This is a genomic window from Pragia fontium DSM 5563 = ATCC 49100 (genome assembly GCF_900112475.1).
GTDB classification, from domain to species: Bacteria; Pseudomonadota; Gammaproteobacteria; order Enterobacterales; family Enterobacteriaceae; genus Pragia; species Pragia fontium.
Window position 1 is genome coordinate 297,550 of sequence record NZ_FOLW01000003.1, and the last position, 24,791, is coordinate 322,340.

Here is a 24,791-nt window from a genome sequence, read left to right on the forward strand (position 1 = left end):
ATAGATAGATATGTCTGAGCAACCTCAAGAGCATGATGCAGCGCAGTCAGCCGCAGAGTTAAATAACGAACTGCAAGCGCGCCGTGAGAAGTTGGTAGCCCTGCGTGAGCAAGGTAACCCATTCCCTAATGATTTCCGCCGTGATATGACATCGGACAAGCTACATAGACAATACGATGATAAAGAGAACGAAGAACTGGAAGCGTTAGGTTTAGAAGTCGCCATTGCCGGTCGTATGATGACTCGCCGCATTATGGGTAAAGCCTCTTTCGCTACCCTACAAGACGTAGGTGGACGCATTCAGATTTATGTTTCCCGTGACGATCTGCCGGAAGGTATTTATAACGAGCAGTTTAAGAAGTGGGACTTGGGTGACATCGTTGCTGCCCGCGGTCGACTGTTTAAAACCAAGACTGGTGAGCTATCGATTCATTGTCATGAAGTTCGCTTGCTGACCAAAGCACTGCGTCCGTTACCGGATAAGTTCCACGGTCTGGCGGATCAGGAAACGCGTTATCGCCAGCGTTATTTGGATCTGATCACCAACGATGATTCTCGTCGTACCTTTGTGGTGCGTTCCAAAATTATGGCTGCTATTCGTAACTTCATGGTGCAACGTGAATTTATGGAAGTAGAAACGCCAATGATGCAGGTGATTCCGGGTGGTGCAACTGCACGTCCGTTTATTACCCATCATAATGCGCTGGATATCGATATGTATCTGCGTATTGCGCCGGAACTGTACCTCAAGCGTTTAGTGGTCGGTGGTTTTGAGCGGGTGTTTGAAATTAACCGTAACTTCCGTAATGAAGGGGTTTCTCCGCGTCATAATCCAGAGTTCACCATGATCGAGCTTTATATGGCTTATGCCGATTATAAAGATCTGATCGCGTTGACTGAGGATCTGTTCCGCACCCTGACTCAGGACGTGCTGGGCAGCACGACCGTTGAGTATGGCGACCAGTCTTTTGATTTTGGTAAGCCGTTTACCAAAATGACCATGAAAGAAGCCATCTGTCACTATCGTCCTGAAACCAATGTGGCGGATTTAGACGATATGGATAAAGCGAAGGCTATTGCGGAATCACTGGGCATTAAAGTTGAGAAGAGCTGGGGCTTAGGCCGCGTTCAGTGTGAAATTTTTGAAGAAACGGCAGAAAGTCATCTGATTCAGCCAACCTTTATCACTGAATACCCGGCAGAGGTTTCTCCTTTAGCCCGTCGTAATGACGATAATCCGTTTATTACCGATCGCTTTGAGTTCTTTATTGGTGGTCGCGAAATTGGTAACGGTTTCTCTGAGTTAAACGATGCGGAAGATCAGGCGCAGCGCTTTGCCGATCAGGTCAGCCAAAAAGATGCTGGTGATGATGAAGCGATGTTCTACGATGAAGACTATGTGACTGCGTTGGAACACGGTTTACCGCCAACCGCAGGCCTGGGTATTGGTATTGACCGTATGGTGATGCTGTTTACCAATAGCCATACCATTCGTGATGTGATTTTGTTCCCGGCCATGCGCCCGGTGAAATAAGTTTTCTGCCTGACAGAAAAAATCATATAGAAGCATAGAGAAAAAAGGAGCGTGATATTTATCACGCTCCTTCAGATTGTTGATAAAGTACTAATATACGCAATCGTCGGGAGAGACGGGTGTGGGGGTCGTAGCGGGCTTGCCCGCCGGAGTGCCCGTAACCCGGCTAGGCACGACGCACGCTAAAGTTGAATACTGATGTCCTTCCGGCTGAGCACTTAGGTGATATTCACTCAAGATTTTTACAGCCGGAACAACCATTGATGCTGATTAAAAAGTTTGTCAGCAGCCTCAAGGAGCGTGATATTTATCACGCTCCTTTTTATTATGCCTTATCCGACGTTATTCCACCTTGATAAGGGAAAGAAATCAGGCAGGTTGCAGCTCACCGTTTTGTTGTTTGATATCTTCAACTTCTTCCAAATCCTGCTGTTCAAACTTAACCGCTGCCGGTACTGAAATCTTAATGGCGATAGCCACCGCCAGGAAACCGCCGATTAGCTTACCGAGCAGGATTGGCAGAACCAGCGTCGGTTGAAAGTTCGCGGTAAAGGCCAGATGATCGCCGATAGTGGCCTGCGCACATACGCCGAAGGCAACACACAGTACTTTGTCGCGGGCACGCATACCTTTGAACAGGTGATAAGTGGCAATGATATTAGCCAGTACCATAATAAAGCCCAGCGCACCGGTATCGGTTAACTTCAGCTTGCGGCCAAAGATACTGACCAGACCTTTACAATATTTCTGGAACAGATAACAAATTGGAAAGGTACCCGCCAGCATAATGCCAATGTAACCGGCAATTTCAATGGCTCGGAATAGCTCTTTTTGATCGGCAAACATCGGATCGAATCCCCACCAGCCGAATACAAGGGTAAATACTCCGGTAAAATGTTGAATGATGGAACAGGCCAGCACTAACTTAATAAAGGCATCCATAATCTTGCCGAAAATCAGGAAGCCGGCCACCATGAACGCTGGGCGGTATTTCAGACCAGCGGCCAACAGAAAACAGAAAATAAACAGCGGCATCAGATACTGCAACATGGTGACAAAATCGATGCTCAGGTAATACGTGGCCGGTGAGCTGGTTGAGATAATGTCCCGTACCGGAATATTGTTAAAGGTAATCAGCAACAGCGCAGCAAGTACACCAAAAGGAATGCTGATAAGCCCGGCCATCGCACCCAGCGCCAGATATTTATGGTCTTTACGGTTAAGCATGGTTAATCCAACCGGAATCAGATAAACAATGGTGGCACCGGAGGTATAACCAACCAGCATGGCGGTAATCCACATGTCACGGTTGGTGGTGAGTGCGTCGGCGAGCTGATAGCCCCCCATATCCACGGCAATAATTGACAGGGCAGCAATAGAGACATCCGAGCCTACGGCGCTGAATACCGGCCCCAGCAGATGTGAGATAGCCTGTGACAGTATCGGTACCGCGACCATAATACCGGCCTGAGCCAGAAAGACCGGGCCGATAGAGTGAATGCCATTAACGAATTCTTGGCCCAGCCCGCTCTGCGGTTTAATAATGGAGGCACATGCACCGAGTAGGGTGCCCACCATAATCAGATAAATAACATAGTTACCGAATTCAGCCATGTGATATTCCTTATTCTTGTTTATTTTATGAATGACGTAGGCCGCGAGAGCGGGAGATAATGTCTTGATATTGCTCAATCACGCCAAACATCGAGGCATCATTTGGTGTTGTGATATGGGCATCTGTATTGAAAGAAATGGGGCGTTCGAGGCCAAATCCCTTTCTGGCTAGCATGGCTGTACCGAGGGCAGTCACTTCTCGATTAGCAGGTGCGACAATCTTTTTCTGAATGATATTGGCCAGAAATTGCTTAAAGTAAGTATTGGAGGAGAGACCGCCATCGACGGAAATACTGTCTCCCAGAGGAGATAGCTTATCCATAGCCAGAATCACTTCAGCAGAACGGACGGCAATGCCTTCCAAGACTGACTGAAGCATGTCTTTTCTTTCTACATCTAATGATAAACCGGTCCAGATTCCTGCGGCCGAACGATCCCAATAAGGGCAACCCAGCCCGGACAGTGCCGGAACGAAAGCCAGCCCCCGTGAAATAGCTGATTCTTTCCAAAAACTATCAAGCTCATCAAAATCATTAAACAGACCAATTTTACGAGCCCAGTTAATGGCTGACGCGGCGTTATAAACACCGCCATCCAGACCAAATACCGCCGGACTATCCGGGAATTTCCAGCATAGGGTCGGCAGGAGTCCTGAATCACCAATGTCGGCAATTTCCGTACCGGTGAGTGATTGAAGAAATGCGCCGGTACCAAACGTGACTTTTGCGTCGCCTTTATGCCGACAGCCATGACCGTAAGTGCCAGCAAACTGATCGACAATTGAGGCGGTTACCGGCGTCAGATGCCCGTCCAGATTAATGTTGCCAAAGTGGCTGGTGGTGTCCCGAATTGGGGCTAAACAGTGGATCGGCACATTGAAGATCTCACAAAGTTCACTGTCCCATTCCAAGGTATGGATATTAAACAGTGAAGTGCGTGAGGCCGAGTTATAGTCAGTGCAATAAACTCCGCATAAACGGTCGAGAAAAAAGGAGTCCATGGTACCGATACGCAATTTGCCTTTTGCGGCCAGCTCTTTTACACCAACGATATTTTCGATGATCCAGTTCATTTTGCTGGCGGAAAAATAAGGATCGAGGGGTAGTCCAGATTTTGACTGAACGATAGGCTCCAGACCGGCATCCTTTAGCTGTTGAATACGTTTTTCTGTCCGCATATCTTGCCAAATAATGGCGTTATACAGCGGATGTTTGGTATCGGCATGCCAGGCGACAATACTTTCACCCTGATGGCAGATGCCAATCGCATCAACCACTTCACAGCTGGCTAAACATTTTACAATATTACCTAAGATCTCTTCCGGATCCTGTTCAACCCATCCGCTGTTCAGGGTGATCTGTTTATGCGGAATGCTCATGGGAGAATGAGAACGTCCGCTTTCATCAAAAACGACAACTCGGGTACCGGTAGTTCCCTGATCTATCGCGGCGTAGCGTTGGTTAAGCATGACGCATCTTCCTTTATTATTTTTGTTGGTAATTAGACTGTTTTGTGGATTATTACGATCAAACGGAACTTAAATCCACATAAAATTCACATATTGATACTTATTTATGACCTTGGTCACATTTATTTAACAATGTGTGATTTGTTTTGCTATTAAGTGTCATTGTCGTTTTTTTATGTGTTGATATTGTGGTTATCATGTGGTTTTATGATATCGAAAGACATTGGTCACTAGGATTGGCTACATATGAAGAACGAAAATAAAAAAAATTGGGATGTGATTGTTATCGGCGGTGGCGTGGTCGGGTGTGCTGTCCATCGTCAGTTTGCGATTGCCGGTGCTAATGCTTTATTACTGGAAAGGGGCGGAGATATCCTTTCGGGAGCCAGTAAAGCGAACAGTGCGTTATTGCATACCGGTTTTGATGCGCCTCCCGGCAGTCTTGAACTGGAATGTATACAGAATGGCTATCGAGAGTTTATGGCCATCAAAGATAAAATGAATCTACCATTGCTGCAGACTGGCGCGTTGGTGATTGCCTGGAATGAAGAACAGTTGGCTAAATTGCCCGCTATTGTTGAACAGGCACATCAGAATGGTGTTATGGATGTGTGTCTGGTTGATAAAGAAGAAGTCTATCGGCGGGAGCCGAAGCTGGCGGAAGGCGCGCTGGCGGCGGTTAGCGTCCCCGGTGAAGGCGTGATGGATCCGTGGAGTTCGCCGCTGGCGTACTTAACTCAGGCGGTAAAGCACGGTGCTGGATATGCGTTCCACTGTGAGGTTGAAAGCGGAAGTTTCAATGATGGCTTATGGACGCTGAAAACTAAAAAAGGGGAATTTCAAGCTCCTCTGGTGATCAACTGTGCAGGCATCAATGGGGATATTGTGGAAAGTATCTGCCATCCGTCACCTTTCCAGATTAAGCCAAGAAAAGGGCAGTTCCTGGTTTACGATAAAGAAGCCGCGGCCGATATTAATGCCATTATCCTGCCTGTTCCGACAGCCATCACGAAAGGCGTGCTGTTAGCCAAAACTATTTTTGGCAATCTGCTGTTAGGGCCAACGGCAGAAGAACAAGAGGATCGCTGGAAAGCGGAAGTGGATGAAAATGTCCTGAAAGATTTAATTCGTCAGGGCAGCAACATGTTACCCAGCTTGCATAACTATAGTGTAACGGCAACCTATGCCGGTCTGCGTCCCGCAACGGAAGAGAAACACTACCGCATTAATGACTATCCGGAAAAACAGTGGATATGTGTCGGAGGAATTCGCTCCACCGGCCTGACTTCCGCACTGGGTGTTGCGAAGCACGTTCTGGCGTTGTATCAGAATAATTTTTCACCGTTGTTTGACATGTCTCCGCCGGCTGAACTGATCTGGCCTAAGATGCCAATGTTGGCGGAGCATGAACAGCGCAGTTATCAGACCGAGCATAACGGTGGCATTGTGTGTCACTGTGAACGCGTCAGCCGTAATGAAATTGAGGCGATTTTTGATTCAGATATTCCGCCGGAATGTTTGGGAGGCCTGCGCCGGAGAACCCGAGCGATGATGGGGCGGTGTAACGGTTTTTACTGTAGCCATAAGGTGGCAGAAATCATTAATTATCGTTTTGAGAATACGTTAGCGGTAGAGGTGCTGAAATGAAGCTAAATTACGATGTGGTTATTATTGGCTCTGGCCCCTCTGGTATTGCGGCAGCAACGGCGTTAAAGCAACAAGGTGTGCATGATATTGTTATTCTGGAGCGGGAAGCGCAGGCCGGTGGTGTTCCCCGACATTGCCAGCATCCGACGTTTGGGTTACTGACCTTTAAACGGCCGATGAAAGGATCGCATTTTGTTGAGCACATTCTGAAGATTCGCGGTGACGTTCCGGTATTGACCGGCATGACCGTGGTGGGGATTTATCCTGACGGAAAAATTCAGGTTTCTTGTGATGCGGGTCTGGTTAATATACAGGCTAAACGCATCATTATTGCCACCGGCGTTCGTGAAACCCCACGCCATCCGAGATTGGTTTCCGGCCTTCGCCCGCAGGGTGTTTTAACCACCGGGGCTTTACAGCAATTTATTTATTTAAATCGACAGACCCCTTGCCGCAACCCGGTGATTATCGGTACTGAGATTGTCAGCTTTTCAGCATTATGGACGTTGCGTAATGCGGGTGTTAAAGCCAAGGCGATGATTGAACAGGGCGCAAGAATTACGGCGAACCGGCCTTTAATTATGGCGGCTAAACTTTTTGGTGTTCCGGTTTATTGCCAGACTAAATTAGTTGAGATTGGCGGACTGAATCGCGTTGAGTATGTGATGGTTGAATGTAACGGCCAGCGCGAAAAGATTGAGTGTGATTCAGTTATCTTTACCGGTGAATTTACCGGTGAATATACCTTGATAAAAGGGAGCCATTTGGATTATCGAGCGGATACCGGTTGTCCGGTGGTTGATAATCAGGGACGCTGTTCTGACGCCGCTTATTATGCCATTGGCAACTTGCTTCATCCGGCAGATATGGGGGATCAGTGCTATCAGGAAGGTATGAAAGTGGGTCTGGCGGTTGCCAAAGACCTACAGTGCCCAGCGCCGAAAGCCTCCTTACGTTTGCCGATTGTTTTTGATGAAAAGATTCAATTTACTGCGCCTTCTTGTATTGCCGCTGATGAGAATTTATCGACATTAGACCTCAATATCCGGGTGAAACAGGCTATCACAGGTACGGTGGTGGTCAAATCAGGCAATCAGGTTCTGTATCAAAAGAAACATCGCTGTTTACCTGGGCGACGGATCATGTTGAAAGGGGTGAATTCCAGACTGATTTCCGGAAATGCTACAGAAATCAATGTGAGTATCGTATAGTTTGCCGATACATCGTTAAGCGATCTTAAGGGTATTTGGTTATGACTGAAGGACGTCCGAGTAATTTGCGACATCAGGCTATTCTTGAACAGCTGTTTTCTAATGGGCAGGTGTTTGTTCATGATTTAGCTGAGCAGTTTAATGTGGCACAAGAGACTATCCGTCGCGATCTGACCAAGTTAGAGTCTCAGAAGCTACTCAAAAAAGTGCATGGTGGGGCGGTAAATATTCAGTCAAAGTTTGAACGTGACTTTAGTGAGCGCGCTAAACTGGCTGCGGATGAGAAAAAAGCCATCGCCATGAAGGCCGCTGAGTTTATTAAATCGGGCGATACCTTGTTGATTGATTTCGGTACCACAACCATGGAATTTGCTCAGCAGGTGAAAAATATTGATGGGCTGACGGTGATTACCAATTCACCTCTGATTGCCGGTATTGTGCAGGAAAATATGACCATTGATGCCATTTTGATTGGCGGACAGTTTAGTGGCTCCAAATTTGCCTGTTTGGGGGCTATTACGCTGAAGAATATTGGTGAGTTCTCAGCGGATTACGCGGTGATTGGTGTGGGGGCGATTGATGCCAATAAGGGCATCATGAATCAGAATATTGATGAAGCGGCCGTTGCAAGAAAGATGATGGAAAACAGTGACAAACTTATTGTGTTGGCTGACTCCACTAAGTCTAATAAGCATGCAATAAGTTTAGTCAGCGGTTGGGAGAATGTTGATATTCTTGTTACCACCAGTAGAGATATAAAAATTACCGAAGCCAATAAAAAGACGAAAATTATTTTCGCTGATGCTGAAGATAATCGGTGATTTATTTTATTGACGGAGAATAAAGCTATAGTGATATAGCTTTATTCAATGTTATCTATATTTATTAGATTTTTATAATAACCTAATGATATTGCTATATTAATGAATTTAATGTTTAAGTTAAGGACGAAACGATGAAACTCTACTTTATTGCCTGCCCTTACTCTCATGCGGATGAGGAGATTGTTCAGCAGCGCTTTGATCTTTGTACTTCGGCCGCCACCAAGTTAACCATGGCAGGTTATGCCGTATACAGCCAAATCACCATGTCACATCCGATGAATGTGCTGGCGACCAAGATGGATAGAAGAATCAGATGGGCCCCCATTGATGAAGCGTTTATGGCGAAATGTGATGAGTTAATTGTTCTGACGCTACCTGGCTGGGATGAAAGCAGCGGTGTGGCAAATGAGATTGAATATTTTAAATCACGCAATCGTAAGGTATGGACTTATGACGATTTTGCCGCGGAACATAAATTATAATCACTAATTACCGCTTAATTTGCAGCATGCATATGCTGGAGAAAATCGTTGTATCTGTCTAAGCAAGAGGGTGCCATTGGGTGCTTTCTTGCGTTTTTTAAGAGGCAAAGACTGGCGTGGCGGATGTTTACCATGAATTATTTAATTTTTATATGAGGTATAGAAAAATATAGAGATGGCATAAATAATCATTGTTTATATTCAAATGTCAGGTATTTCCTTCCCATTATTCCCCATTAAAATAAGTAGTAAATTAAATTAATGAAGAAAACAGTAGCCTATATCTATAATAGGTAGATACTATCTGTAGAATATTTTCATGGTGTTATACTTATTTCATATTAAGAAGCACTTCAATGTTAAATAACAATGAGGATTCGGATAATGAGTACAGTTAAATCACTAAAAACTAAAGATTCTAAATTAGCGTTTACTCGTAATGATGTAAAAGACAGCGTCAAATTATCTTCCATTAAAGCATTGAACTATATGGTTGCTCAACTGGCTGATTTGGCTCTGGTTACCAAGCAAGCGCACTGGAATATGAAAGGTGCAAACTTTATCAGCGTTCATGAAATGATTGATGGTTTCCGTGATGTGTTGTTGGATCATCAGGACACTTTCGCAGAACGTGTGGTGCAGTTTGGTGGTACCGCAATGGGGACGCTACAGGCGATAGAAGCAACCAGCTCGTTAAAACCTTATCCAACCAATATTTTCAGCGTAACCGATCACTTAAAAGAGCTGGCGGATCGTTATGCCACCGTTGCTAATGAACTGCGTAAAGCGATTACAGAAGCTGAAGATGAAGACGTGGCTGATATGTTTACCGCAGCTTCACGTGATTTGGATAAGTTCCTGTGGTTTATTGAGGCTCATTTAGTCTAAGCCCAACCAGACAATAACTCGACGTTTTTTAACCCCGCTGGCGCTATCGTCAGCGGGGTTTTTATTATCTATAGACAAGTGTTTAGATATTTAGCATTAATTTATTCAAGCCTAAGTAGAATTAAATATTCTTTAAGCATTATTATTTAATCTATAAACGTCAGCCATCACGATGTGTTTAATATAATAAATTCTTCCATAGTGAGCTTGTCTGGTCTTTTGATATTTATTTGAAAATAAAAATTTTAAGATTCATGTTTTCTTCCATGTTACGTCGCAGTGCCAAGGGAATTGGCAGAATCGATAGTGAGTTATTGAGAAAGTCATTTAAATTCAATTTGCTTAAATGGAAATATTAATGTTTCTTGAGAAAATAACGAGTCTCTTTGGCTTGATAAACATCTATTAATATATCAGCGTCATTTTTTAATATTTATTTATAGATAATTTATTCTTTTGGCTATTTTTCTTATTGTTTTTATTGATGGTGTTTTATAACTTCTTCTACCGAATGTTCTGCATTAATTTTTTAAAAATATTCTATTTCTATTCGTGGTTTGTTTTATTTCTTCCATAGGAAAATGGAGGGAATAACAGGCCTGACATATTTTATATTCCTATAAAAAGTAGAAGGTTGATAATGGCTATATACGATTATAAAGGCAAAGATGGACGGCATTTGGTACAAACGGCTAATGATATGATTCGCTACAATCAGTCAGGTGCTGAGGAAGAAGCGATCGCGAAGCAAAGCTTGTCGGATGCTGGCTGGCGCTTGTTAACGCCAAATGAAATTGGTTATTCAGGTAAGGTTGATAAAAGTGGCACCTATCTGGGAGAACGACTTAAAACCTTAGGGGCTGAGGCTGAAGTTTTAGGTCGTTTTGATGATTCCGGCACACTCCAGCAAATTGGCATCAGCTTTCACGGCACGGGTACGCGTTCTCAGGGCTTATGGGGACAGATTAATACCATTTCGGATATTAAGTCAGATCTGGGATTAATTTTTAATCATAAAGACTATCCAAAGAAAGCATTTAATAAACTCTTTAAGACCATCGCTGATTATGCGACAGAAAATGGCCTGAGCGGGGAAGACGTTCTGGTTACCGGGCATAGCTTGGGTGGCGCGGCGGTGAATGGCATGGCAGCACTGCGTCATGACAATTGGAATGGGTTTTATGAAAACTCTGAGTTTATTGGTTTTGCTGCGGCCTATGTGTATGAAGAGAAGGATTCGGTGTTGAATATTGGCTATGAGAATGATCCTGTTCATCGGGTTATTTCGGACAGCCATGGCCTACAGCTGAAAGGTGTTTATCCAGAGCTGAACGGCGCAACAAATAATATGGTCATTTATAATGACTTTTATGCGGCGGATAATTATCCAGACGGTAAGTTTTCTATTTTAAACTTCCCGTCATGGTCTGCGCATATGCCGATGGCCTATAAGTCTTTATTGCAAGTTTCTAAGTCTGCGTTTTATGAGCAGATGGATTTAAACTCGCCTATCGTTATTGCCGGACTCTCTGATGAGTTAAGAGATAAAGTTTGGGTTTCAGATAAAGCCTCCGCGTCATCTAATCACTTTGGTCAATCCGCCTTTATCTTGGGGAGTGAGAACGCTGACCTGTTACAGGATGGCATTCGCGATGACTTCTTAGAAGGCTTTGAAGGTGACGATCGGTTCCGCGTTAGTTTTGGTCATAACACCGTCGACGGCGGAGCAGGTAATGACACCGTTGAAGTAGCTGGCGAGCTGAGTCAGTTTTCTATTGCTCGTACTCAGGATGGGCATCTGTTTATCGTCAATGCCAGCTCGGTAAACGATCTGGTTTCGGTTGAAAATGTTCAATTTAACGCCGGTGGCGCGTACTCCGTGACAGAAAATGGATTAGCAGGTATCAACGTCGTTGGCTATGAGGCGATTGCGGAAGGAACCGATGGCGATGACACCATGGACGTTTCCGGCTGGGCATTTGGTGGCGCTGGTGATGACGTGATTGTTGGTCAGAATGGCGTTGACTATCTGATCGGCGGTGATGGTGATGACGTGCTGGTTGGCAATGGCGGCAATGATATTCTGGTGGGTGGCCTGGGTAACGATAAACTGTACGGTGGCGAAGGGAATGACTCGCTGTTTGGCGGTGCCGGTAATGACATTCTGGTTGGCGGAGCGGGTGCTGATACGTTATATGGCGGCATGGGATTTGATATCGCCGATTACAGCGAATCCGAGGCTGGCGTTACGGTCAGGCTGGATAATGGCAGAATGCTCAGAGTGGATGAGGAAGGCAAGAATATTAATAGCGGCGGTGATGCCGAAGGTGATTTATTATTTGAAATTGAAGGCCTTATTGGTTCTCGTTTTGATGACGTTTTGATCGGTGATGACGGGAATAATCTGTTAACCGGTAACGGCGGTAATGATCAGCTTTATGGCGGCGGTGGTGCTGACGTATTTAACTTTAGTCAGGGCAGTACCGGTACTACAACCATCGCTGATTTTAGCGCGAAAGAGGGTGATAGAATTCGCCTGACAGAACTGGGCATTGAGGATGTGAATCAACTGTTGGATGTCAACGTGTCAGGTAAGGACTTACACTTAGCGGTGAATAACGACCTGAATATTATTGTTACCGGTGGCTTCAATTTAGAACCAGAACAGTTACTTTATGCTTAAGGTTAATTATACAGTCACTTACTGATAACTAAGACTGAATAAATATATCCCGCTGCGATGTGTAGCGGGATATTTTTTTGGACTAAAATAAGTGGCTAACCACGTATTTATTTTTTCTTCGTAATATATCGCAGTAGAATTACCGTGTTATTTACCGATCAATTTATCCGATTTTTATTTTAAGGAACCAAGATGGCGCAAAATATTTATGACGATAAGGCATTTTTTGATGGCTATGCACAGCTTAGTCGTTCGGTAAATGGCTTAAAAGGTGCGCCAGAATGGCCTGCGATTTGCGACATGTTACCGAATATGGCCGGCTTTAATATTGCTGATTTAGGTTGTGGCTACGGTTGGTTTTGCCGCAGCGCTCGTGAGCAAGGGGCAGCTCAGGTATTGGGCATCGATTTATCACAGAAGATGTTGAATAAAGCCAGAGAGATGACGGCAGATGATGCAATTACCTATCAACAGGGGGATTTGGAACATCTGCAACTGCCAGAAAATACCTATGATCTGGTCTATAGTTCGCTGACGCTGCACTATATTGAAAATCTGTCTGGGCTGTTAGCGACGGTTTATCGGTCATTACTTCCCGGTGGTTATCTGATTTTTTCAGCGGAACATCCAATTTATACCGCGCCGAAACAACCTGACTGGTTGGTTGATGAGCAGGGACAGAAATCCTGGCCGATAAACGGTTATCAGGCTGAAGGACAGCGAGTGATTAACTGGATAGCCGAAGGCATCGTTAAGCAGCATCGTATGATAGGGACTTATCTCAATATGCTGATTGAGCAGGGCTTTGTGATTACTCATTTAAATGAATGGGGACCAAGCAAACAGCAGATTCAGGACAGCCCGGCGCTGGACGAAGAGAAAGAGCGGCCGATGATTTTTCTGCTGTCGGCGCAAAAGCCGTTGGGTAAGTAAGTTGATGAGCATGATGAATTAACCTGAATTGTTTGTTTTCTCCGAAAGACATTCAGCGCTATAATTAATCGGTTAATTCTCATGTTGTTAACGCGGGTGTAGTTCAATGGTAGAACGAGAGCTTCCCAAGCTCTATACGAGGGTTCGATTCCCTTCACCCGCTCCAGAATTATTCTGTTATCTATTCGATTATTTTCTTTGTTACTCACAAAACAGCGAACTCCCCAGCTATTCTTGCTCATAAGGGCACGTGTTGTTGATAACGCAATGCATCAATCAAGAGAGAAAAAGCGGTAGTGTGCTGTTTCCGGCTGGGGTAATAAAGATAGTAACCGGAAAATGGTGGACACCACTCTTCAAGTACACGGACTAATTGGCCGCTTGCCAGTTCGCTGTTTACCGTGTCTTCCGGAACAAACGATAGGCCAAGTCCCAGAGTGGCGGCGTCGATTTGTTGCCGAGAATAGTTAAAGGTAAGTTGGCCATCAACCCGTACTTTGAGCTCCCGACCGTCTTTTTCAAACTCCCAAGCATAGAGGCTATCCATGGTTGGTAAGCGCGTATTAATACAGCGATGTTGTTGTAATTCCTGAGGCGTTTGTGGAATACCATAGGTTTTAAAGTAAGCCGGGGAGCCAACAACGGCGAAGCTGATATCCGGGCCGATTCTCACCGCAACCATATCTTTGGCAACCTGTTCCCCAAAGCGGATACCGGCATCAAAACGACCGCTGACAATATCGGTAAGGGCGTTATCCACGGTGATTTCAACGTTAATATCCGGGTAATCAGCAAGGAACGTTTTCAATACCGGCCAGAGTGCTGAATCAACGGCATGTTCACCGGCGGTAATGCGAATATTGCCCGCTGGTCGATCGCGCATTTCAGTTAAGGCATTAAGCTCACTTTCAATGTCAGCAAAGCGTGGCTCCAGGCTATTAACCAGTTTTTCCCCGGCCTCAGTAGGGGCCACGCTGCGCGTGGTTCGGGTTAATAACCGAATACTCAGGCGTTCTTCCAAACTACGTACTGAATGGCTTAGCGCTGATTGGGATACTCCCAATTTAGCTGCTGCTCGGGTAAAGCTGCCTTCTCTGGCCACAGCAAGGAATGAAATTAAGTCGTTGAAGTTTTCTTTTAACATTTCGGTACCTGCTGCGACGTTGTTTATGGCGGTTTGACGGTGTGGTGAATCTATGGCCTTTCACTGGATAGCCAAAGGTAGCATAGGTACTTTCTCATGGATTCATGAATTTTTCTCATAGCTTCTTGCGCATTTATCCGGCTAGTGCTGCTAAAAGAATGGCGGTAACTTTTATTGCCACAGTGCTGCGGAATAATTTATGGCGGGCCATTTGCTGTCGGCTGGTCGTAAACAACGTTCTTTCACGCTAATAAATCAATGAGCTATGCCAGAAATAGAGTCAGAACGATCGGACTCAGGTTTTTAATCGTAATCAGGATTGATGATACAGGAGCAACAAGATGACAATAAAAGTGCTTGGCTATGCAGCCCAGTCAGCGGAAGCGCCTTTGGCACCCTTTGAGTTTACCCGGCGGGATCCTCGTCCTGACGATGTTGTGATGGAGGTTCTCTATTGTGGCGTTTGTCATTCCGATCTCCATCAGGCGCGTAGTGACTGGAGCGGAAGCGTCTATCCTATGGTGCCCGGCCATGAGGTTATTGGTCGCGTGACTGCGGTTGGTACAGATGTGACAAAATTTAAGCCGGGGGATTTTGCCGGTATTGGCTGTATGGTCGACTCTTGCCGGGAATGCCAGCCATGCCAACATGATTTGGAACAGTATTGTGAGCAAGGCAGCGTACTGACATACAATGGTATCGATCGTCACGATCATCGGCCCACCTATGGCGGATATTCTCAATCAATCGTGGCTTCGCAAGATTTTGTTTTGAAAGTGCCGAATGGTATGGATCTCAAATCGGCTGCGCCGTTATTGTGTGCTGGCATTACGACGTGGTCTCCATTGCGCCACTGGAATGTGGGGCAAGGCAGTAAAGTCGCGGTTGTTGGTCTGGGTGGCTTAGGTCATATGGCGCTGAAGCTTGCTAACGCTCTGGGAGCTGAAGTCACGTTATTCACCCGTTCCGCAGATAAAGAGGCAGATGCCAGACGTTTGGGGGCTCATCATATTGTGCTCTCGACTGATGAAGCTCAAATGGCTACGGTAAAAGGGCAGTTTGATCTGATCATCGATACCGTCCCTTATGTTCATGATATTAACTCTTATATGCCGACGCTGAATTTGGATGGCACATTGGTATTTGTTGGTTATTTGGGGGATCTCTCTCCAATGTTAAATACCATACCGTTGATTTTAGGCAGACGCTCAGTCGCGGGTTCATGTATTGGCGGGATCGCGGAAACGCAGGATATGCTCGATTTCTGTGGTCAGCATAATATTACCGCAGACGTTGAACTGATTAATATGCAAGAGATTAATCAGGCTTATGAACGTATGTTGAACAGCGATGTGAAATATCGTTTTGTGATTGATATGGCCTCTCTGAAGGCATAATCGGATTATCTGATTTATTCTCGCTCATGCTGGTTCAATATGAGCCCCGGTATTCATCGGGGCCCATATGATTCATGTCGTTACTTCAGTAATTGCTCCACATTCTGGCTGCCCAGTAGTTTCGGATCGCGAATCACATCTTTATCTTCACGCACGTTAGCAACGTCTTTCGCGGTGATAGCTGATGCGTTGTTCCCCCAACTGGAACGAATAAAGTTCACGACATCGGCAACCTGTTGGTCGTTCAGACGCCAGCCAAAAGCAGGCATGGTGATGGATGACGGTGCTCCCTGCACGCCGGGTAGGGTATTGCCGGTCAGAACAATATGAATAAGTGAAGTCGCATCCTCGGTGAGTACCACCGAATTTCCCTGTAGCTGAGGGAAGAAGCGTGAATAACCTTTCCCATCGGTTTTATGGCAGGCGGCACAGTTGTCGATATAAATTGCCGCCCCGGTTTTACTGTCATCACCTTTCAATAAAGCTTTCGCGACGGTGTCATCTGGTGTAAATGGCGGTTGAGTGGGATCTTTGGCCGGCAGTGATTTCAGATAGCGCGCAATCGCCGTCGCATCCTCGGTGGTGAGGTATTGCAGGCTATGTACGATCACATCGGTCATGCCACCAAATACCGCGGTTTTATCGTTACGGCCGGTAAGTAGAAATTCAGTCAGCTGTTCTTCGCTCCAGCGACCAAGTCCCTGTTGGTTATCCCCACGTAAGTTAATCGCGACCCAACCATCAACCGGTGCGTTACTGCCGGACAGATAATCATCTCCTTGTTTATTGCTGAGTACTTTTTCCTGCATGGTCAGGCTGCGTGGCGTATGGCAGGCTCCGCAGTGGCCAAGACCTTCCACCAGATAGCGACCGCGTGCCAACTGTGGATCTTCCCCTTGCTCGGCGGCGAAATCCTTAACGTCGGGCGCAAACATACCGCGCCAGAAATAGAGTGGCCAGCGCATGGAAAGAGGCCATGGAATATCGCTTGATTTATTAGCGTGAGAAACCGGCTCAACCTGTTGCATAAAGTAGGCGTACAGCGCCCGCATATCTGGCTCGGTGACGATGGCATAAGAGGGATAGGGCATCGCCGGGTAGAGGGTTTCACCGCTTTTTCTCACTCCATGGCGTACTGCTTGATCGAAGTCTTCAAAGCTATAGTTACCAATGCCGGTGTCCTTATCCGGGGTGATATTGGTGCTGTAAATGGTGCCAATCGGAGTGACCATCGGCAATCCACCGGCGAATGGAATACCGCCCTTACTGGTGTGGCAGGCCACACAGTCACCGACGCGTGCCAAGTATTCGCCGCGTTTGATGAGATCGCTATCGTTAGCCTGCTGAGCTAACGTGCTGAAGCTGATTACCCCGCAGAACAGGGCTGGAAGTAAATTTTTCATGTTTATTCCTTATGCCTGCACCAGTGGGCCCGGGTTTTTCAGATATTGTTCACGAATCGCTTTAGCTGACCAGTAAGTCAGTGCCGCAACCAGCCCGGTTGGGTTATAGCCCAATCCCTGAGGAAAGGCGGAGGCTCCGGGGACAAAAACGTTATGTACATCCCAACTTTGTAGATAGCGATTAATGGCGCTGGTATGGGGATCTTCCCCCATGATGGCCCCCCCATTCAGGTGAGTGGTTTGGTAAACCGTAGAATCAAATTTTTCACCCGGTTTTTTCGCTGAGCCGCTAATCAGTTTAGGATTCATCGCTTGGGCGATTTTTTCCATCCGCTGGTGCATAAACTGCGACATTTTGATGTCGTTTTCCTGCCAGTTAAACGTCATGCGCAGCAGCGGTTGACCGTAGATATCTTTGTAATTGGGATCCAGATCCAGATAGTTCACCCGATAGGATTGATGCGCTCCGTGTGCATTCATCGACAGATGGTGGGTATAAGCATCGGCTACCGCTGATTTCCATTTACTGCCCCAGGCCGGCGTGCCCGGTGGGGTCGGTAGGCCAGAGATGGGTTTGGTTCCTGCCTGATTGACCCAAAATGGCGAGCCTCCAACAAAGCCGTAAGGGCCGTGGTCGAAGTTATCGGCATTGAAGTCATCCACCGCGACGCCTGCACCACCGGCACCGATAAAGGCATTGGTATGAACGTCTTTATCGAAAAAGGCTTTAATCGAGGTTTCATTTTGGTAAGCAAAGTTGCGTCCGATAACCCCTTCGTTGGTGATCGGGTTATACGGTTTACCAATGCCTGACAGCAGTAAGAGATGCACATTATGGAACTGGAAAGCAGCCAGAATAACGATATCGGCCGGTTGTTCTATTTGGTTGCCTTGGGCATCAACATAGGTCACGCCGGTGGCTAACTTTTTATCATCGCTCAGGTTGACGCGCAGTACATTGGCATTGGCCCGCAGCTCAAATTTAGGCTCCTGACGGAGTGCTGGCCAGATATTCACGTTAGGGGATGCTTTGGAATACATATAGCAGGCATAACCGCTACAGTAGCCGCAAAAGTTACACGGCCCCATTTGCGCCCCATAAGGATTGGTGTAGGGGCCAGAAGTATTGGCGGAGGGTAAATCGTAAGGGTGGTAGCCAACGGCTTCTGAAGCGTTTGAAAACAGTTGGGCCGAGTAGGTGCGCATTTGCGCTGGTAGCGGGAAGTTGTCCGAACGGTCGGCGGCAAATGGATTGCCTCCTTTATCCTTACCCACAACTTGTCCTTTGATCGACCAAGCGGTACCGGAGGTACCAAAGACTTTCTCCGCTTTATCAAAAAAGGGTTCAAGTTCCTCGTAACTGACACCGAAGTCCTGAATGGTCATGCCGTCGGGAATAAAGCTTTTGCCATAGCGTTGCTCATAATGGCTGCGCAAGTGCAATTCTATCGGGTCGACGCGAAAGTGAACCCCCGACCAGTGCAGGCCTGCACCGCCGGTACCGGTTCCCGGTAAAAATGCCGCAAGCTGGCGATAGGGAACCGCGGTTTCACCGGTGCTATGGCGTAAAGTGACGGTACTTTTGGACAGATCTTGAAACAGCTTTTTGCGAATATTGTAGGTGAGTTCATCAATGACTTGAGGATAAGCGCCGTCAGGATAAGTATCGCGCATTGGGCCGCGTTCCAGAGCCACGACGGACAGACCGGCTTCGGTTAATTCTTTGGCCATGATGGAACCCGTCCAGCCGAATCCGACCACCACGACATCCACTTTTTTCATTACGTTTGCCATGGTTTAGCTCCTTTCTCCGCGAATGGATACCGGTGGGAATGGATAGGCTTCATTACGCTCAACCCAGTCCATAAAGTCCGCTCTGGCACCGGGAAAGCCGATTAATGTCCAGCCCACCAATCCTTGGTTACCGCCGTGGATAGGATCGCTGAAAAAGCCTTCGCGCGTGTTTTGTAACAGCGCTGAGAAAAATATTTTGCTGGGCACTTGCTGAAACTCGGCTTTACCTGCTTCAAACTGCATCAACAGTTGATCCTGTTGATCGGTGGATAGCTCGGCAAACAGCTTGCCGGTCTGGTTTCTGGCATATTGATTGGCTTCGTGAATACCAAGGCGGTAGATCTCTCGAGGTTGTAACGGCAGTTGGTAACCGAGCGCGGGATCGGACTCCGGGTGAAAAGGCCCCTGCATATACCAGTTGGCTCCAGAGGCATAAGGGGTTTGCATTTGGCGATCGATAAACTCCGGTACGCCTGCTTCCAGAGCACCGGGGCCGCGATCGTCCTGTGGGATCAGACGCGAGACCGCGGCTTTAATAAAAGCGAATTCTTCTGGCGTAAAAAAAGTAGGTTGATAGTCACGGGTTGGTTGAGGGGGAGCGGTTTGCTCTTTTGCTGCGGCCTGGGTACTAAGCGGTGCGGCTAATGTGCCAATCCCGGTACTGCCAAGAGCAACTGCGGGAACTAATGTGATGGTTTTTAAAAGGAAATCTCTGCGTGAATTACCAGTATGTTTTTCATTCATAGATATTATCCCCCAAAAAATGACAAATTCTTAAACCGATTTTCATTTTTAATTCCATACGATAGGCATATTTATCGTGAGTTATAGGTTTGGATTGTTTATTACAGGATGTTTATTGGAATAATGGTTAAATGGTACTGATGTCTTATATGAAGGAGGCTAAGGGTAGCGAGTGCAAACTGCAGCATAAGAAGAGATAAGAAGAGATGAGGTAATCAATAAAAGCCTCTATTAAAAGAATAAGACATATTTGATAAAAATGCCCGCCGGACGGCACTTTTAGTGCAGGGAGAAAATAAAATAAACGATAAATAGTGAGATTAATCAGTGGAAAAGTAAGCTGAAATATTTTTAGATTGATAAATATGGTGAGCCGAAATTTATTCGTCGCAACTTTTTTGTCTTTATTAAACACGTCATGCATATAGATGCTATCTTCCTCTTGACGTTTGTACCTGCAATCACGTATCTTTGTCGGCGCAAAGGGGAGTAACTTCTACGCTGGCTAATCGTCAATACGATGTATGCAATACATCCGGTTACCAGGCAACCTTCAGGTTGTAAGTGAGACCTTGCCGGAAGGCGAGGTGCGCTTATAGCTAGCTAAATTAGCGGCAGCGTTTTCCGACGTTTGCCGTTTTTTTATGTCTGAAGGTTAGGTTTTTCGGTGCGCTGGCTATGCTTTGAATCGTCAATATGTTTTTTCAAACAGCGGCCAGTGATGGCTGAAAAACCGCAGGAGATGCTAGATGAATACTGTTGGAACCCCTTTGTTATGGGGTAGTTTTATTGTTGTTGTCGCGATTATGCTGCTGATCGACTTATACGGTCAGAACAAGAAAAAAGGCGGCGCGATGTCATTCAGACAGGCCGCTGCGTGGTCGCTTATCTGGGTTAGCCTTTCTTTATTGTTTGCGCTGGGTTTGTGGTGGTACCTAAAGGGAACCGCTGGCCAGCAGGTGGCCGATACTCAAGCATTGGCGTTTATCACCGGTTACCTAATTGAGAAAGCGTTGGCAGTGGATAACGTTTTTGTTTGGTTAATGTTATTCAGTTATTTCTCTGTTCCGGTGGTATTGCAGCGACGCGTGCTGGTTTATGGTGTGATGGGGGCGATTGTCCTGCGTACCATCATGATTTTTGCTGGTAGCTGGCTGATCTCTGAGTTTGACTGGATACTTTATGTATTCGGTGCCTTCCTGTTGTTTACCGGTATCAAAATGGCATTGGCCAAAGAGGATGATGATAGCGATATCGGTAATAAGCCGATGATCAAGTGGATCCGTAGCCGTATGCGTATGACCGATACGATGGAGGGGGAACGTTTCTTCACTCGCCGTAACGGCTTACTGTACGCCACTCCGCTATTTCTGGTGTTGATTCTGGTGGAGATCAGCGATGTGATTTTCGCGGTGGACAGTATTCCGGCTATTTTCGCCGTGACCACCGACCCCTTTATTGTGCTGACTTCAAATTTATTCGCTATTCTTGGTCTTAGAGCGATGTATTTCCTGCTGGTTAACGTGGCTGAACGTTTCTCGATGTTGAAGTATGGTCTGGCCATTATTTTAGCGTTTATCGGCGTCAAAATGCTGATTGTCGATTTCTACCATATTCCGATTGCTATCTCTCTTGGTACGGTTGGCGGTATTTTATTGATTACGCTGGTGATTAACGCTTGGGTTAACTACCGTCACGATAAGCGTCTTGAACAATAGTTACCTTTGTTGATGTCGATAAAATAAAAAAAGCCCCGGTTGTTATTCAGACCGGGGCTTTTAAATTGGGACATCTATCAGCAGTTTTCTTGGCGGTAAGCCTGACGTATTTGCTGGACAATGTTTTTGAAGGATTCAGCCTGTGCTTGATCCGGATGCTCAGCAATCAGCTTTTCCATTTTAAGAACCACTTTTCCAGAGTCTGCCTGACCCATCGCAATTAGCATCAAGGTCATAATCGCCTTCAGGCCGGAAATTTCATTAGCCATTTCTTCAAGCTTGGCATTGGTTGGAAAATTGATATTGTTCATGATTTGTCCTATATGGATATCTATGACGATTTAAAATTTGGCATATGGTAGCAAAGTATTTGCCGAGACGTGAGCTTCCTTGGTGTAAAAGCGTTGAAAAAATGGCAAATAGGATAGATAATTATTCTCATTATTATTTGCGAGTGACCTGACCATGTCATCAGCCCTGAAAGCCCTGAAGAAATTGCGTAAGAAAGCGGCTAAGCACGGAAGCAAAAATAAAGCGGGAGATCGTGCGTTACAGCACCTTTCACGCCCGGCCGTGTTACCTGTTCATCATAAGCATCCGGCTACCGGCGTTGCTACCGATTCTATTTGGAGCGAAATTTCACAGCAGGTGGTGGGTTCAGTGTTGGTTGAAGTCACTAAGCCGTTAAAGCCACTACTTGATTGGTTTGAGCACGGTGGCTTTGTGACCGAAGTGATGCCGACAAAATCTTCTGGCGCCAGAGGGGTAACTCCCCATATTAATTCGGCGCGCATGAATCCCAATACTGCGGCGACCCCGGCAATATTACGCCTGCCGTTTAAATCCCCTCCCTGTAAGCGTTGCCCGGCCCGCAGCGGTGGTATCTGTCAGTGCGCGGCTAAACGTTTTGCCTGATAGGGCGTATGAGTTTAAGAGACGTTGATGGCGGCGCTTTGAGTACGGAAGCGAGATAGAGAAAAGCGTATCTGGCAGGGATAAATAAAAACACCCGGTTTATCTATGCCCAATGGCAATACATTAACGAGGTGTATAGGTAAACAGGGTAGCTTATCGGGCAAATGCTGCAACGGCGCTAACTAAAGAGCCGCCTAAAGTACGCTTCAATGTAGTTAAGGCAATGCCTTTTAACAGGGTTTTAGCTCCCAGACGAACGGCATTATTGATAAAATCGCGTTCTTCAACGTTCTCCAGCCAGCCGTAGCTTTCTACCGTTTCCAGTAATGCGGCCGCTGAAAGAATATGACTATCAAAGCGGATTGCTACCGAACCGGCATAGCGGCGGTATTGAATCTCTTTAATTCCAGGCACCTGTTCAAGTTTTTCAATCAATGCACTGACTTCAGCCGCGTGATGCTGAATATAATCGGAACGAATACGCACGCGATTTTGTGTTTGATGAATGTACGGACTACTCATAATGGCCACCTGAATGATAAAGATAACGAGAATAATTTACATTAAGGTTTGTGGGCTGTCTAGTATTTTTATTGCACAATTTGCTGCGCGTTATCACAAGAAAATAACAACATTATGTATTTTTTTGTGATAAATGTGATTCACACTAAATCAGTTATTTTTAGGTGTTTAAAATCATTGGGTCACGTCATATGATAGCTCTAACAAAAAATTAACCCGCTTTGCCTTTTTCTGCGGAATAAATCATTTTAGGATATGTAATGAGTGCTGATAGTTTCAGTGGGCTAATGATGCTGCGTCGTTTTGTTGAGTTAGCTCACCATATTCCCGGCCGTATTCGTTTGCGCTTTACCAATAAACTGGTCGCCAGCGTAGGTAAAAGTAAACTGTCTGCATTGGACGAACTTTGCGGCAAAGATAATTGTTTACGCAGTTATACCCTGAATACCGATACCGGCAGTCTATTATTAGAGTACGATGCTAAACGTTTACCACCAATGCTACTGGATCAGCTGTTTGGTGATGACGATCAACTCGCTCAACAGGCGTTAACCCAAATTTTGCCAATTATCTCGCCGGCAGAAACCCAATAACGAGGAATGCAGTATGAGCAAAGATAATACCAGTAACGATCAAGAGCAGCCGGCATATCAAGGCATGCCGCCATACGGGCCTTACGGTTATCCTTATTATCCACCTTATCCTCAGCAACAGATGCAAGCAGCACAGCCTCAAATGCAACAAATGCCACCGATGATGTGGCCGCCTCATCCGCCAATGTGGAATCCTATGTATGGGCAGCCGCCAATGGGATACCCAATGCCTCAACAGCCTCAATTCCAGCAACCGGCAGCGCAACAGCCGTTATCCGGTTTTGACTGGGCCGGTCAGGCGCAAGGCATGGTAGAAGGGATGATGGGTGAACAGGCTGGTCTATTAAAACAAATCATCAGCACTATCGGTGTCGATGATAAAGAATTTTGGAAAGGCGCCATGATTGGTGCAGCAGCAGCGCTAATTTTAGGTAATGAAAGTGTCCGCAACACATTGCTACAAACGTTTGCCAATGCTGGTGATTTGCTGAAAAGCAGCGGTAGCAAGGTGAAGGATGCGGCAGAGAGTACCGCAGGTAGTGTTAAAGAAAACGTGATGACCGGCAGCGCGATTTTCCGCGATACGGTTCAGGCAGGTAAAGAGAGCTTTCAGGATTCAGTAGAACGCCATCGTCATGGCAATAACGATACCGGAGCAGATGATGAGTAATAACAGCGATCGTTTAAATCCCGCCAGTCGAGCGTTGATTGCCGGGGCTCTGGTGGGTGCAACAGCTGCTGGCGTTGAGCAATGGCGTCGTTACCAGAACGGCGAAAAAACCATTGAGCAAGCAACCAGTAAAGTACTGATTGATGCTACCAAGGCGGGTCTTATCAGTGGGGCTGCCATGACAGTTGCCAACGCGACAGCGGGTCGTCCGGTATTAACTTTGCTGACTGTGCTGAGTGCCGGAGCGGCAGGCTTATATTTGTTAGACGCCATGAATAAGAGAGGCTCAGATGAAACAGCCGAATAATCCCTATTACTATTATCCTTATTATTCTCCTTATGCCGCCCCTTCTACAATGGATCAGCAGGCGCCTCAAACCCCTTACCGTGCTGATAATGGCCGCGCCCATCTGATTACCGGTATTGTTGCCGGTGCCGCCGTGGCCTATTTGTTATCTAACCGTCATGTACAGAAAAGCATTGGTGCTACGGCCAATAAAGCCTGGGGAGCGGTGCGCGGTGAAGTTGAAGAGCTAAAAGAGCGTTTGGCAGATGTGCAGGCTGAGCTGGATTATTATCGCGAGAAAGATCGGGATAGCGAGTAACT

Annotated in this window: 23 protein-coding genes and 1 tRNA gene; 16 read left to right on the forward strand and 8 right to left on the reverse strand. The window is 46.3% G+C overall.

Going from position 1 to position 24,791, the window contains the following annotated elements:
- The first annotated feature begins 10 nt into the window (after nucleotides 1-10).
- Nucleotides 11-1,534 (forward strand): lysine--tRNA ligase, encoded by a 1,524-nt coding sequence (lysS, locus tag BMZ28_RS06995; RefSeq protein WP_074821846.1) that lies wholly within the window; start codon nucleotides 11-13, stop codon nucleotides 1,532-1,534.
- A gap of 369 nt (nucleotides 1,535-1,903) precedes the next feature.
- Here lysS and eutH read toward each other — a convergent pair whose 3' ends face one another.
- Both eutH and BMZ28_RS07005 read right to left on the reverse strand, forming a co-directional pair.
- Nucleotides 1,904-3,148, reverse strand: a complete 1,245-nt coding sequence (gene eutH, locus BMZ28_RS07000; RefSeq protein WP_074821849.1) for an ethanolamine utilization protein EutH — start codon at nucleotides 3,146-3,148, stop codon at nucleotides 1,904-1,906.
- A gap of 25 nt (nucleotides 3,149-3,173) precedes the next feature.
- Entirely contained in the window at nucleotides 3,174-4,616 is a 1,443-nt protein-coding gene (locus BMZ28_RS07005; RefSeq protein WP_074821850.1) for an FGGY family carbohydrate kinase, read from the reverse strand.
- A 246-nt stretch (nucleotides 4,617-4,862) separates the two neighbouring features.
- On the opposite strand from BMZ28_RS07005, the gene BMZ28_RS07010 reads away from it, so the two are divergent.
- From BMZ28_RS07010 to BMZ28_RS07045, 8 genes are all read left to right on the forward strand, one after another.
- A complete protein-coding gene (locus BMZ28_RS07010; protein ID WP_074821852.1) occupies nucleotides 4,863-6,263 on the forward strand; it encodes an NAD(P)/FAD-dependent oxidoreductase in 1,401 nt (466 codons plus the stop codon).
- On the forward strand, nucleotides 6,260-7,474 hold the full coding sequence (locus tag BMZ28_RS07015) for an NAD(P)/FAD-dependent oxidoreductase (RefSeq protein WP_074821855.1): 1,215 nt from the start codon (nucleotides 6,260-6,262) through the stop codon (nucleotides 7,472-7,474). Before BMZ28_RS07010 ends, BMZ28_RS07015 begins: the two co-directional genes overlap by 4 nt.
- Nucleotides 7,475-7,515: 41 nt before the next feature.
- Complete coding sequence (locus BMZ28_RS07020; RefSeq protein WP_074821857.1) at nucleotides 7,516-8,295, forward strand: DeoR/GlpR family DNA-binding transcription regulator; 780 nt, start codon at nucleotides 7,516-7,518, stop codon at nucleotides 8,293-8,295.
- Nucleotides 8,296-8,429: 134 nt separating this feature from the next.
- Entirely contained in the window at nucleotides 8,430-8,780 is a 351-nt protein-coding gene (locus BMZ28_RS07025) for a DUF1937 family protein (protein ID WP_047781843.1), read from the forward strand.
- Between the two features lie 384 nt (nucleotides 8,781-9,164).
- On the forward strand, nucleotides 9,165-9,668 hold the full coding sequence (dps, locus tag BMZ28_RS07030) for a DNA starvation/stationary phase protection protein Dps (protein WP_047781842.1): 504 nt from the start codon (nucleotides 9,165-9,167) through the stop codon (nucleotides 9,666-9,668).
- 640 nt (nucleotides 9,669-10,308) lie between these two features.
- The gene (locus tag BMZ28_RS07035) at nucleotides 10,309-12,351 is read left to right on the forward strand and encodes a hypothetical protein (protein WP_047781841.1); all 2,043 of its coding nucleotides are present in this window, start codon (nucleotides 10,309-10,311) and stop codon (nucleotides 12,349-12,351) included.
- Between the two features lie 192 nt (nucleotides 12,352-12,543).
- Nucleotides 12,544-13,284: a class I SAM-dependent methyltransferase gene (locus BMZ28_RS07040; RefSeq protein WP_074821860.1), complete on the forward strand. Its 741-nt coding sequence runs from the start codon at nucleotides 12,544-12,546 to the stop codon at nucleotides 13,282-13,284.
- A 92-nt stretch (nucleotides 13,285-13,376) separates the two neighbouring features.
- Nucleotides 13,377-13,450: transfer RNA gene (locus BMZ28_RS07045), tRNA-Gly, on the forward strand.
- 72 nt (nucleotides 13,451-13,522) lie between these two features.
- Here BMZ28_RS07045 and BMZ28_RS07050 read toward each other — a convergent pair.
- Entirely contained in the window at nucleotides 13,523-14,428 is a 906-nt protein-coding gene (locus BMZ28_RS07050; protein ID WP_074821865.1) for a LysR family transcriptional regulator, read from the reverse strand.
- 341 nt (nucleotides 14,429-14,769) lie between these two features.
- On the opposite strand from BMZ28_RS07050, the gene BMZ28_RS07055 reads away from it, so the two are divergent.
- Nucleotides 14,770-15,825 carry an NAD(P)-dependent alcohol dehydrogenase gene (locus BMZ28_RS07055; RefSeq protein ID WP_074821868.1) on the forward strand — a complete coding sequence of 352 codons (1,056 nt, stop codon included), beginning with the start codon at nucleotides 14,770-14,772 and terminating at the stop codon, nucleotides 15,823-15,825.
- Nucleotides 15,826-15,905: 80 nt separating this feature from the next.
- Here the strand turns inward: BMZ28_RS07055 and BMZ28_RS07060 are convergent, their stop codons facing one another.
- From BMZ28_RS07060 to BMZ28_RS07070, 3 genes are read right to left on the reverse strand one after another with little or no spacing between them, the layout of a single operon-like run.
- Entirely contained in the window at nucleotides 15,906-17,228 is a 1,323-nt protein-coding gene (locus BMZ28_RS07060) for a c-type cytochrome (protein ID WP_074821870.1), read from the reverse strand.
- Nucleotides 17,229-17,237: 9 nt separating this feature from the next.
- Nucleotides 17,238-19,022, reverse strand: coding sequence for a GMC family oxidoreductase (locus BMZ28_RS07065; RefSeq protein ID WP_047781836.1), 1,785 nt, complete (start codon nucleotides 19,020-19,022; stop codon nucleotides 17,238-17,240).
- Between the two features lie 3 nt (nucleotides 19,023-19,025).
- Complete coding sequence (locus BMZ28_RS07070) at nucleotides 19,026-19,766, reverse strand: gluconate 2-dehydrogenase subunit 3 family protein (protein ID WP_074821873.1); 741 nt, start codon at nucleotides 19,764-19,766, stop codon at nucleotides 19,026-19,028.
- 749 nt (nucleotides 19,767-20,515) lie between these two features.
- Here BMZ28_RS07070 and BMZ28_RS07080 point away from each other — a divergent pair.
- Nucleotides 20,516-21,484, forward strand: coding sequence for a TerC family protein (locus tag BMZ28_RS07080; protein ID WP_074821878.1), 969 nt, complete (start codon nucleotides 20,516-20,518; stop codon nucleotides 21,482-21,484).
- A gap of 77 nt (nucleotides 21,485-21,561) precedes the next feature.
- On the opposite strand, the gene BMZ28_RS07085 is transcribed toward BMZ28_RS07080, so the two are convergent.
- On the reverse strand, nucleotides 21,562-21,795 hold the full coding sequence (locus tag BMZ28_RS07085) for a DUF2594 family protein (RefSeq protein WP_074821880.1): 234 nt from the start codon (nucleotides 21,793-21,795) through the stop codon (nucleotides 21,562-21,564).
- Nucleotides 21,796-21,949: 154 nt separating this feature from the next.
- Here BMZ28_RS07085 and BMZ28_RS07090 point away from each other — a divergent pair, with 154 nt between their 5' ends.
- Nucleotides 21,950-22,399 carry a hypothetical protein gene (locus tag BMZ28_RS07090; RefSeq protein ID WP_047781831.1) on the forward strand — a complete coding sequence of 150 codons (450 nt, stop codon included), beginning with the start codon at nucleotides 21,950-21,952 and terminating at the stop codon, nucleotides 22,397-22,399.
- Nucleotides 22,400-22,552: 153 nt separating this feature from the next.
- On the opposite strand, the gene BMZ28_RS07095 is transcribed toward BMZ28_RS07090, so the two are convergent.
- Entirely contained in the window at nucleotides 22,553-22,921 is a 369-nt protein-coding gene (locus tag BMZ28_RS07095) for an HMA2 domain-containing protein (RefSeq protein WP_074821883.1), read from the reverse strand.
- A 260-nt stretch (nucleotides 22,922-23,181) separates the two neighbouring features.
- Here BMZ28_RS07095 and BMZ28_RS07100 point away from each other — a divergent pair, with 260 nt between their 5' ends.
- From BMZ28_RS07100 to BMZ28_RS07115, 4 genes are read left to right on the forward strand one after another with little or no spacing between them, the layout of a single operon-like run.
- Nucleotides 23,182-23,514 (forward strand): HMA2 domain-containing protein, encoded by a 333-nt coding sequence (locus BMZ28_RS07100; RefSeq protein ID WP_047781829.1) that lies wholly within the window; start codon nucleotides 23,182-23,184, stop codon nucleotides 23,512-23,514.
- Nucleotides 23,515-23,527: 13 nt separating this feature from the next.
- Nucleotides 23,528-24,184, forward strand: coding sequence for a hypothetical protein (locus BMZ28_RS07105; RefSeq protein WP_248296097.1), 657 nt, complete (start codon nucleotides 23,528-23,530; stop codon nucleotides 24,182-24,184).
- Nucleotides 24,174-24,491: a magnetosome protein MamC family protein gene (locus BMZ28_RS07110; RefSeq protein ID WP_232036563.1), complete on the forward strand. Its 318-nt coding sequence runs from the start codon at nucleotides 24,174-24,176 to the stop codon at nucleotides 24,489-24,491. The genes BMZ28_RS07105 and BMZ28_RS07110 overlap by 11 nt, the downstream gene beginning before the upstream one ends.
- The gene (locus tag BMZ28_RS07115; protein ID WP_047781827.1) at nucleotides 24,475-24,789 is read left to right on the forward strand and encodes a YtxH domain-containing protein; all 315 of its coding nucleotides are present in this window, start codon (nucleotides 24,475-24,477) and stop codon (nucleotides 24,787-24,789) included. Before BMZ28_RS07110 ends, BMZ28_RS07115 begins: the two co-directional genes overlap by 17 nt.
- Nucleotides 24,790-24,791 lie beyond the last annotated feature (2 nt).

Coding starts and splice junctions, on each gene's coding strand:
- BMZ28_RS07025 (WP_047781843.1), top strand. CDS start 8,430: ATGAAACTCTACTTTATTGCCTGCCCTTACTCTCATGCGGATGAGGAG.
- BMZ28_RS07010 (WP_074821852.1), top strand. CDS start 4,863: ATGAAGAACGAAAATAAAAAAAATTGGGATGTGATTGTTATCGGCGGT.
- BMZ28_RS07055 (WP_074821868.1), top strand. CDS start 14,770: ATGACAATAAAAGTGCTTGGCTATGCAGCCCAGTCAGCGGAAGCGCCT.
- BMZ28_RS07060 (WP_074821870.1), bottom strand. CDS start 17,228: ATGAAAAATTTACTTCCAGCCCTGTTCTGCGGGGTAATCAGCTTCAGC.
- BMZ28_RS07070 (WP_074821873.1), bottom strand. CDS start 19,766: ATGAATGAAAAACATACTGGTAATTCACGCAGAGATTTCCTTTTAAAA.
- lysS (WP_074821846.1), top strand. CDS start 11: ATGTCTGAGCAACCTCAAGAGCATGATGCAGCGCAGTCAGCCGCAGAG.
- BMZ28_RS07050 (WP_074821865.1), bottom strand. CDS start 14,428: ATGTTAAAAGAAAACTTCAACGACTTAATTTCATTCCTTGCTGTGGCC.
- BMZ28_RS07020 (WP_074821857.1), top strand. CDS start 7,516: ATGACTGAAGGACGTCCGAGTAATTTGCGACATCAGGCTATTCTTGAA.
- BMZ28_RS07080 (WP_074821878.1), top strand. CDS start 20,516: ATGAATACTGTTGGAACCCCTTTGTTATGGGGTAGTTTTATTGTTGTT.
- BMZ28_RS07065 (WP_047781836.1), bottom strand. CDS start 19,022: ATGGCAAACGTAATGAAAAAAGTGGATGTCGTGGTGGTCGGATTCGGC.
- BMZ28_RS07100 (WP_047781829.1), top strand. CDS start 23,182: ATGAGTGCTGATAGTTTCAGTGGGCTAATGATGCTGCGTCGTTTTGTT.
- BMZ28_RS07095 (WP_074821883.1), bottom strand. CDS start 22,921: ATGAGTAGTCCGTACATTCATCAAACACAAAATCGCGTGCGTATTCGT.
- BMZ28_RS07085 (WP_074821880.1), bottom strand. CDS start 21,795: ATGAACAATATCAATTTTCCAACCAATGCCAAGCTTGAAGAAATGGCT.
- BMZ28_RS07015 (WP_074821855.1), top strand. CDS start 6,260: ATGAAGCTAAATTACGATGTGGTTATTATTGGCTCTGGCCCCTCTGGT.
- BMZ28_RS07040 (WP_074821860.1), top strand. CDS start 12,544: ATGGCGCAAAATATTTATGACGATAAGGCATTTTTTGATGGCTATGCA.
- BMZ28_RS07115 (WP_047781827.1), top strand. CDS start 24,475: ATGAAACAGCCGAATAATCCCTATTACTATTATCCTTATTATTCTCCT.
- BMZ28_RS07110 (WP_232036563.1), top strand. CDS start 24,174: ATGATGAGTAATAACAGCGATCGTTTAAATCCCGCCAGTCGAGCGTTG.
- BMZ28_RS07035 (WP_047781841.1), top strand. CDS start 10,309: ATGGCTATATACGATTATAAAGGCAAAGATGGACGGCATTTGGTACAA.
- BMZ28_RS07090 (WP_047781831.1), top strand. CDS start 21,950: ATGTCATCAGCCCTGAAAGCCCTGAAGAAATTGCGTAAGAAAGCGGCT.
- eutH (WP_074821849.1), bottom strand. CDS start 3,148: ATGGCTGAATTCGGTAACTATGTTATTTATCTGATTATGGTGGGCACC.
- BMZ28_RS07105 (WP_248296097.1), top strand. CDS start 23,528: ATGAGCAAAGATAATACCAGTAACGATCAAGAGCAGCCGGCATATCAA.
- BMZ28_RS07005 (WP_074821850.1), bottom strand. CDS start 4,616: ATGCTTAACCAACGCTACGCCGCGATAGATCAGGGAACTACCGGTACC.
- dps (WP_047781842.1), top strand. CDS start 9,165: ATGAGTACAGTTAAATCACTAAAAACTAAAGATTCTAAATTAGCGTTT.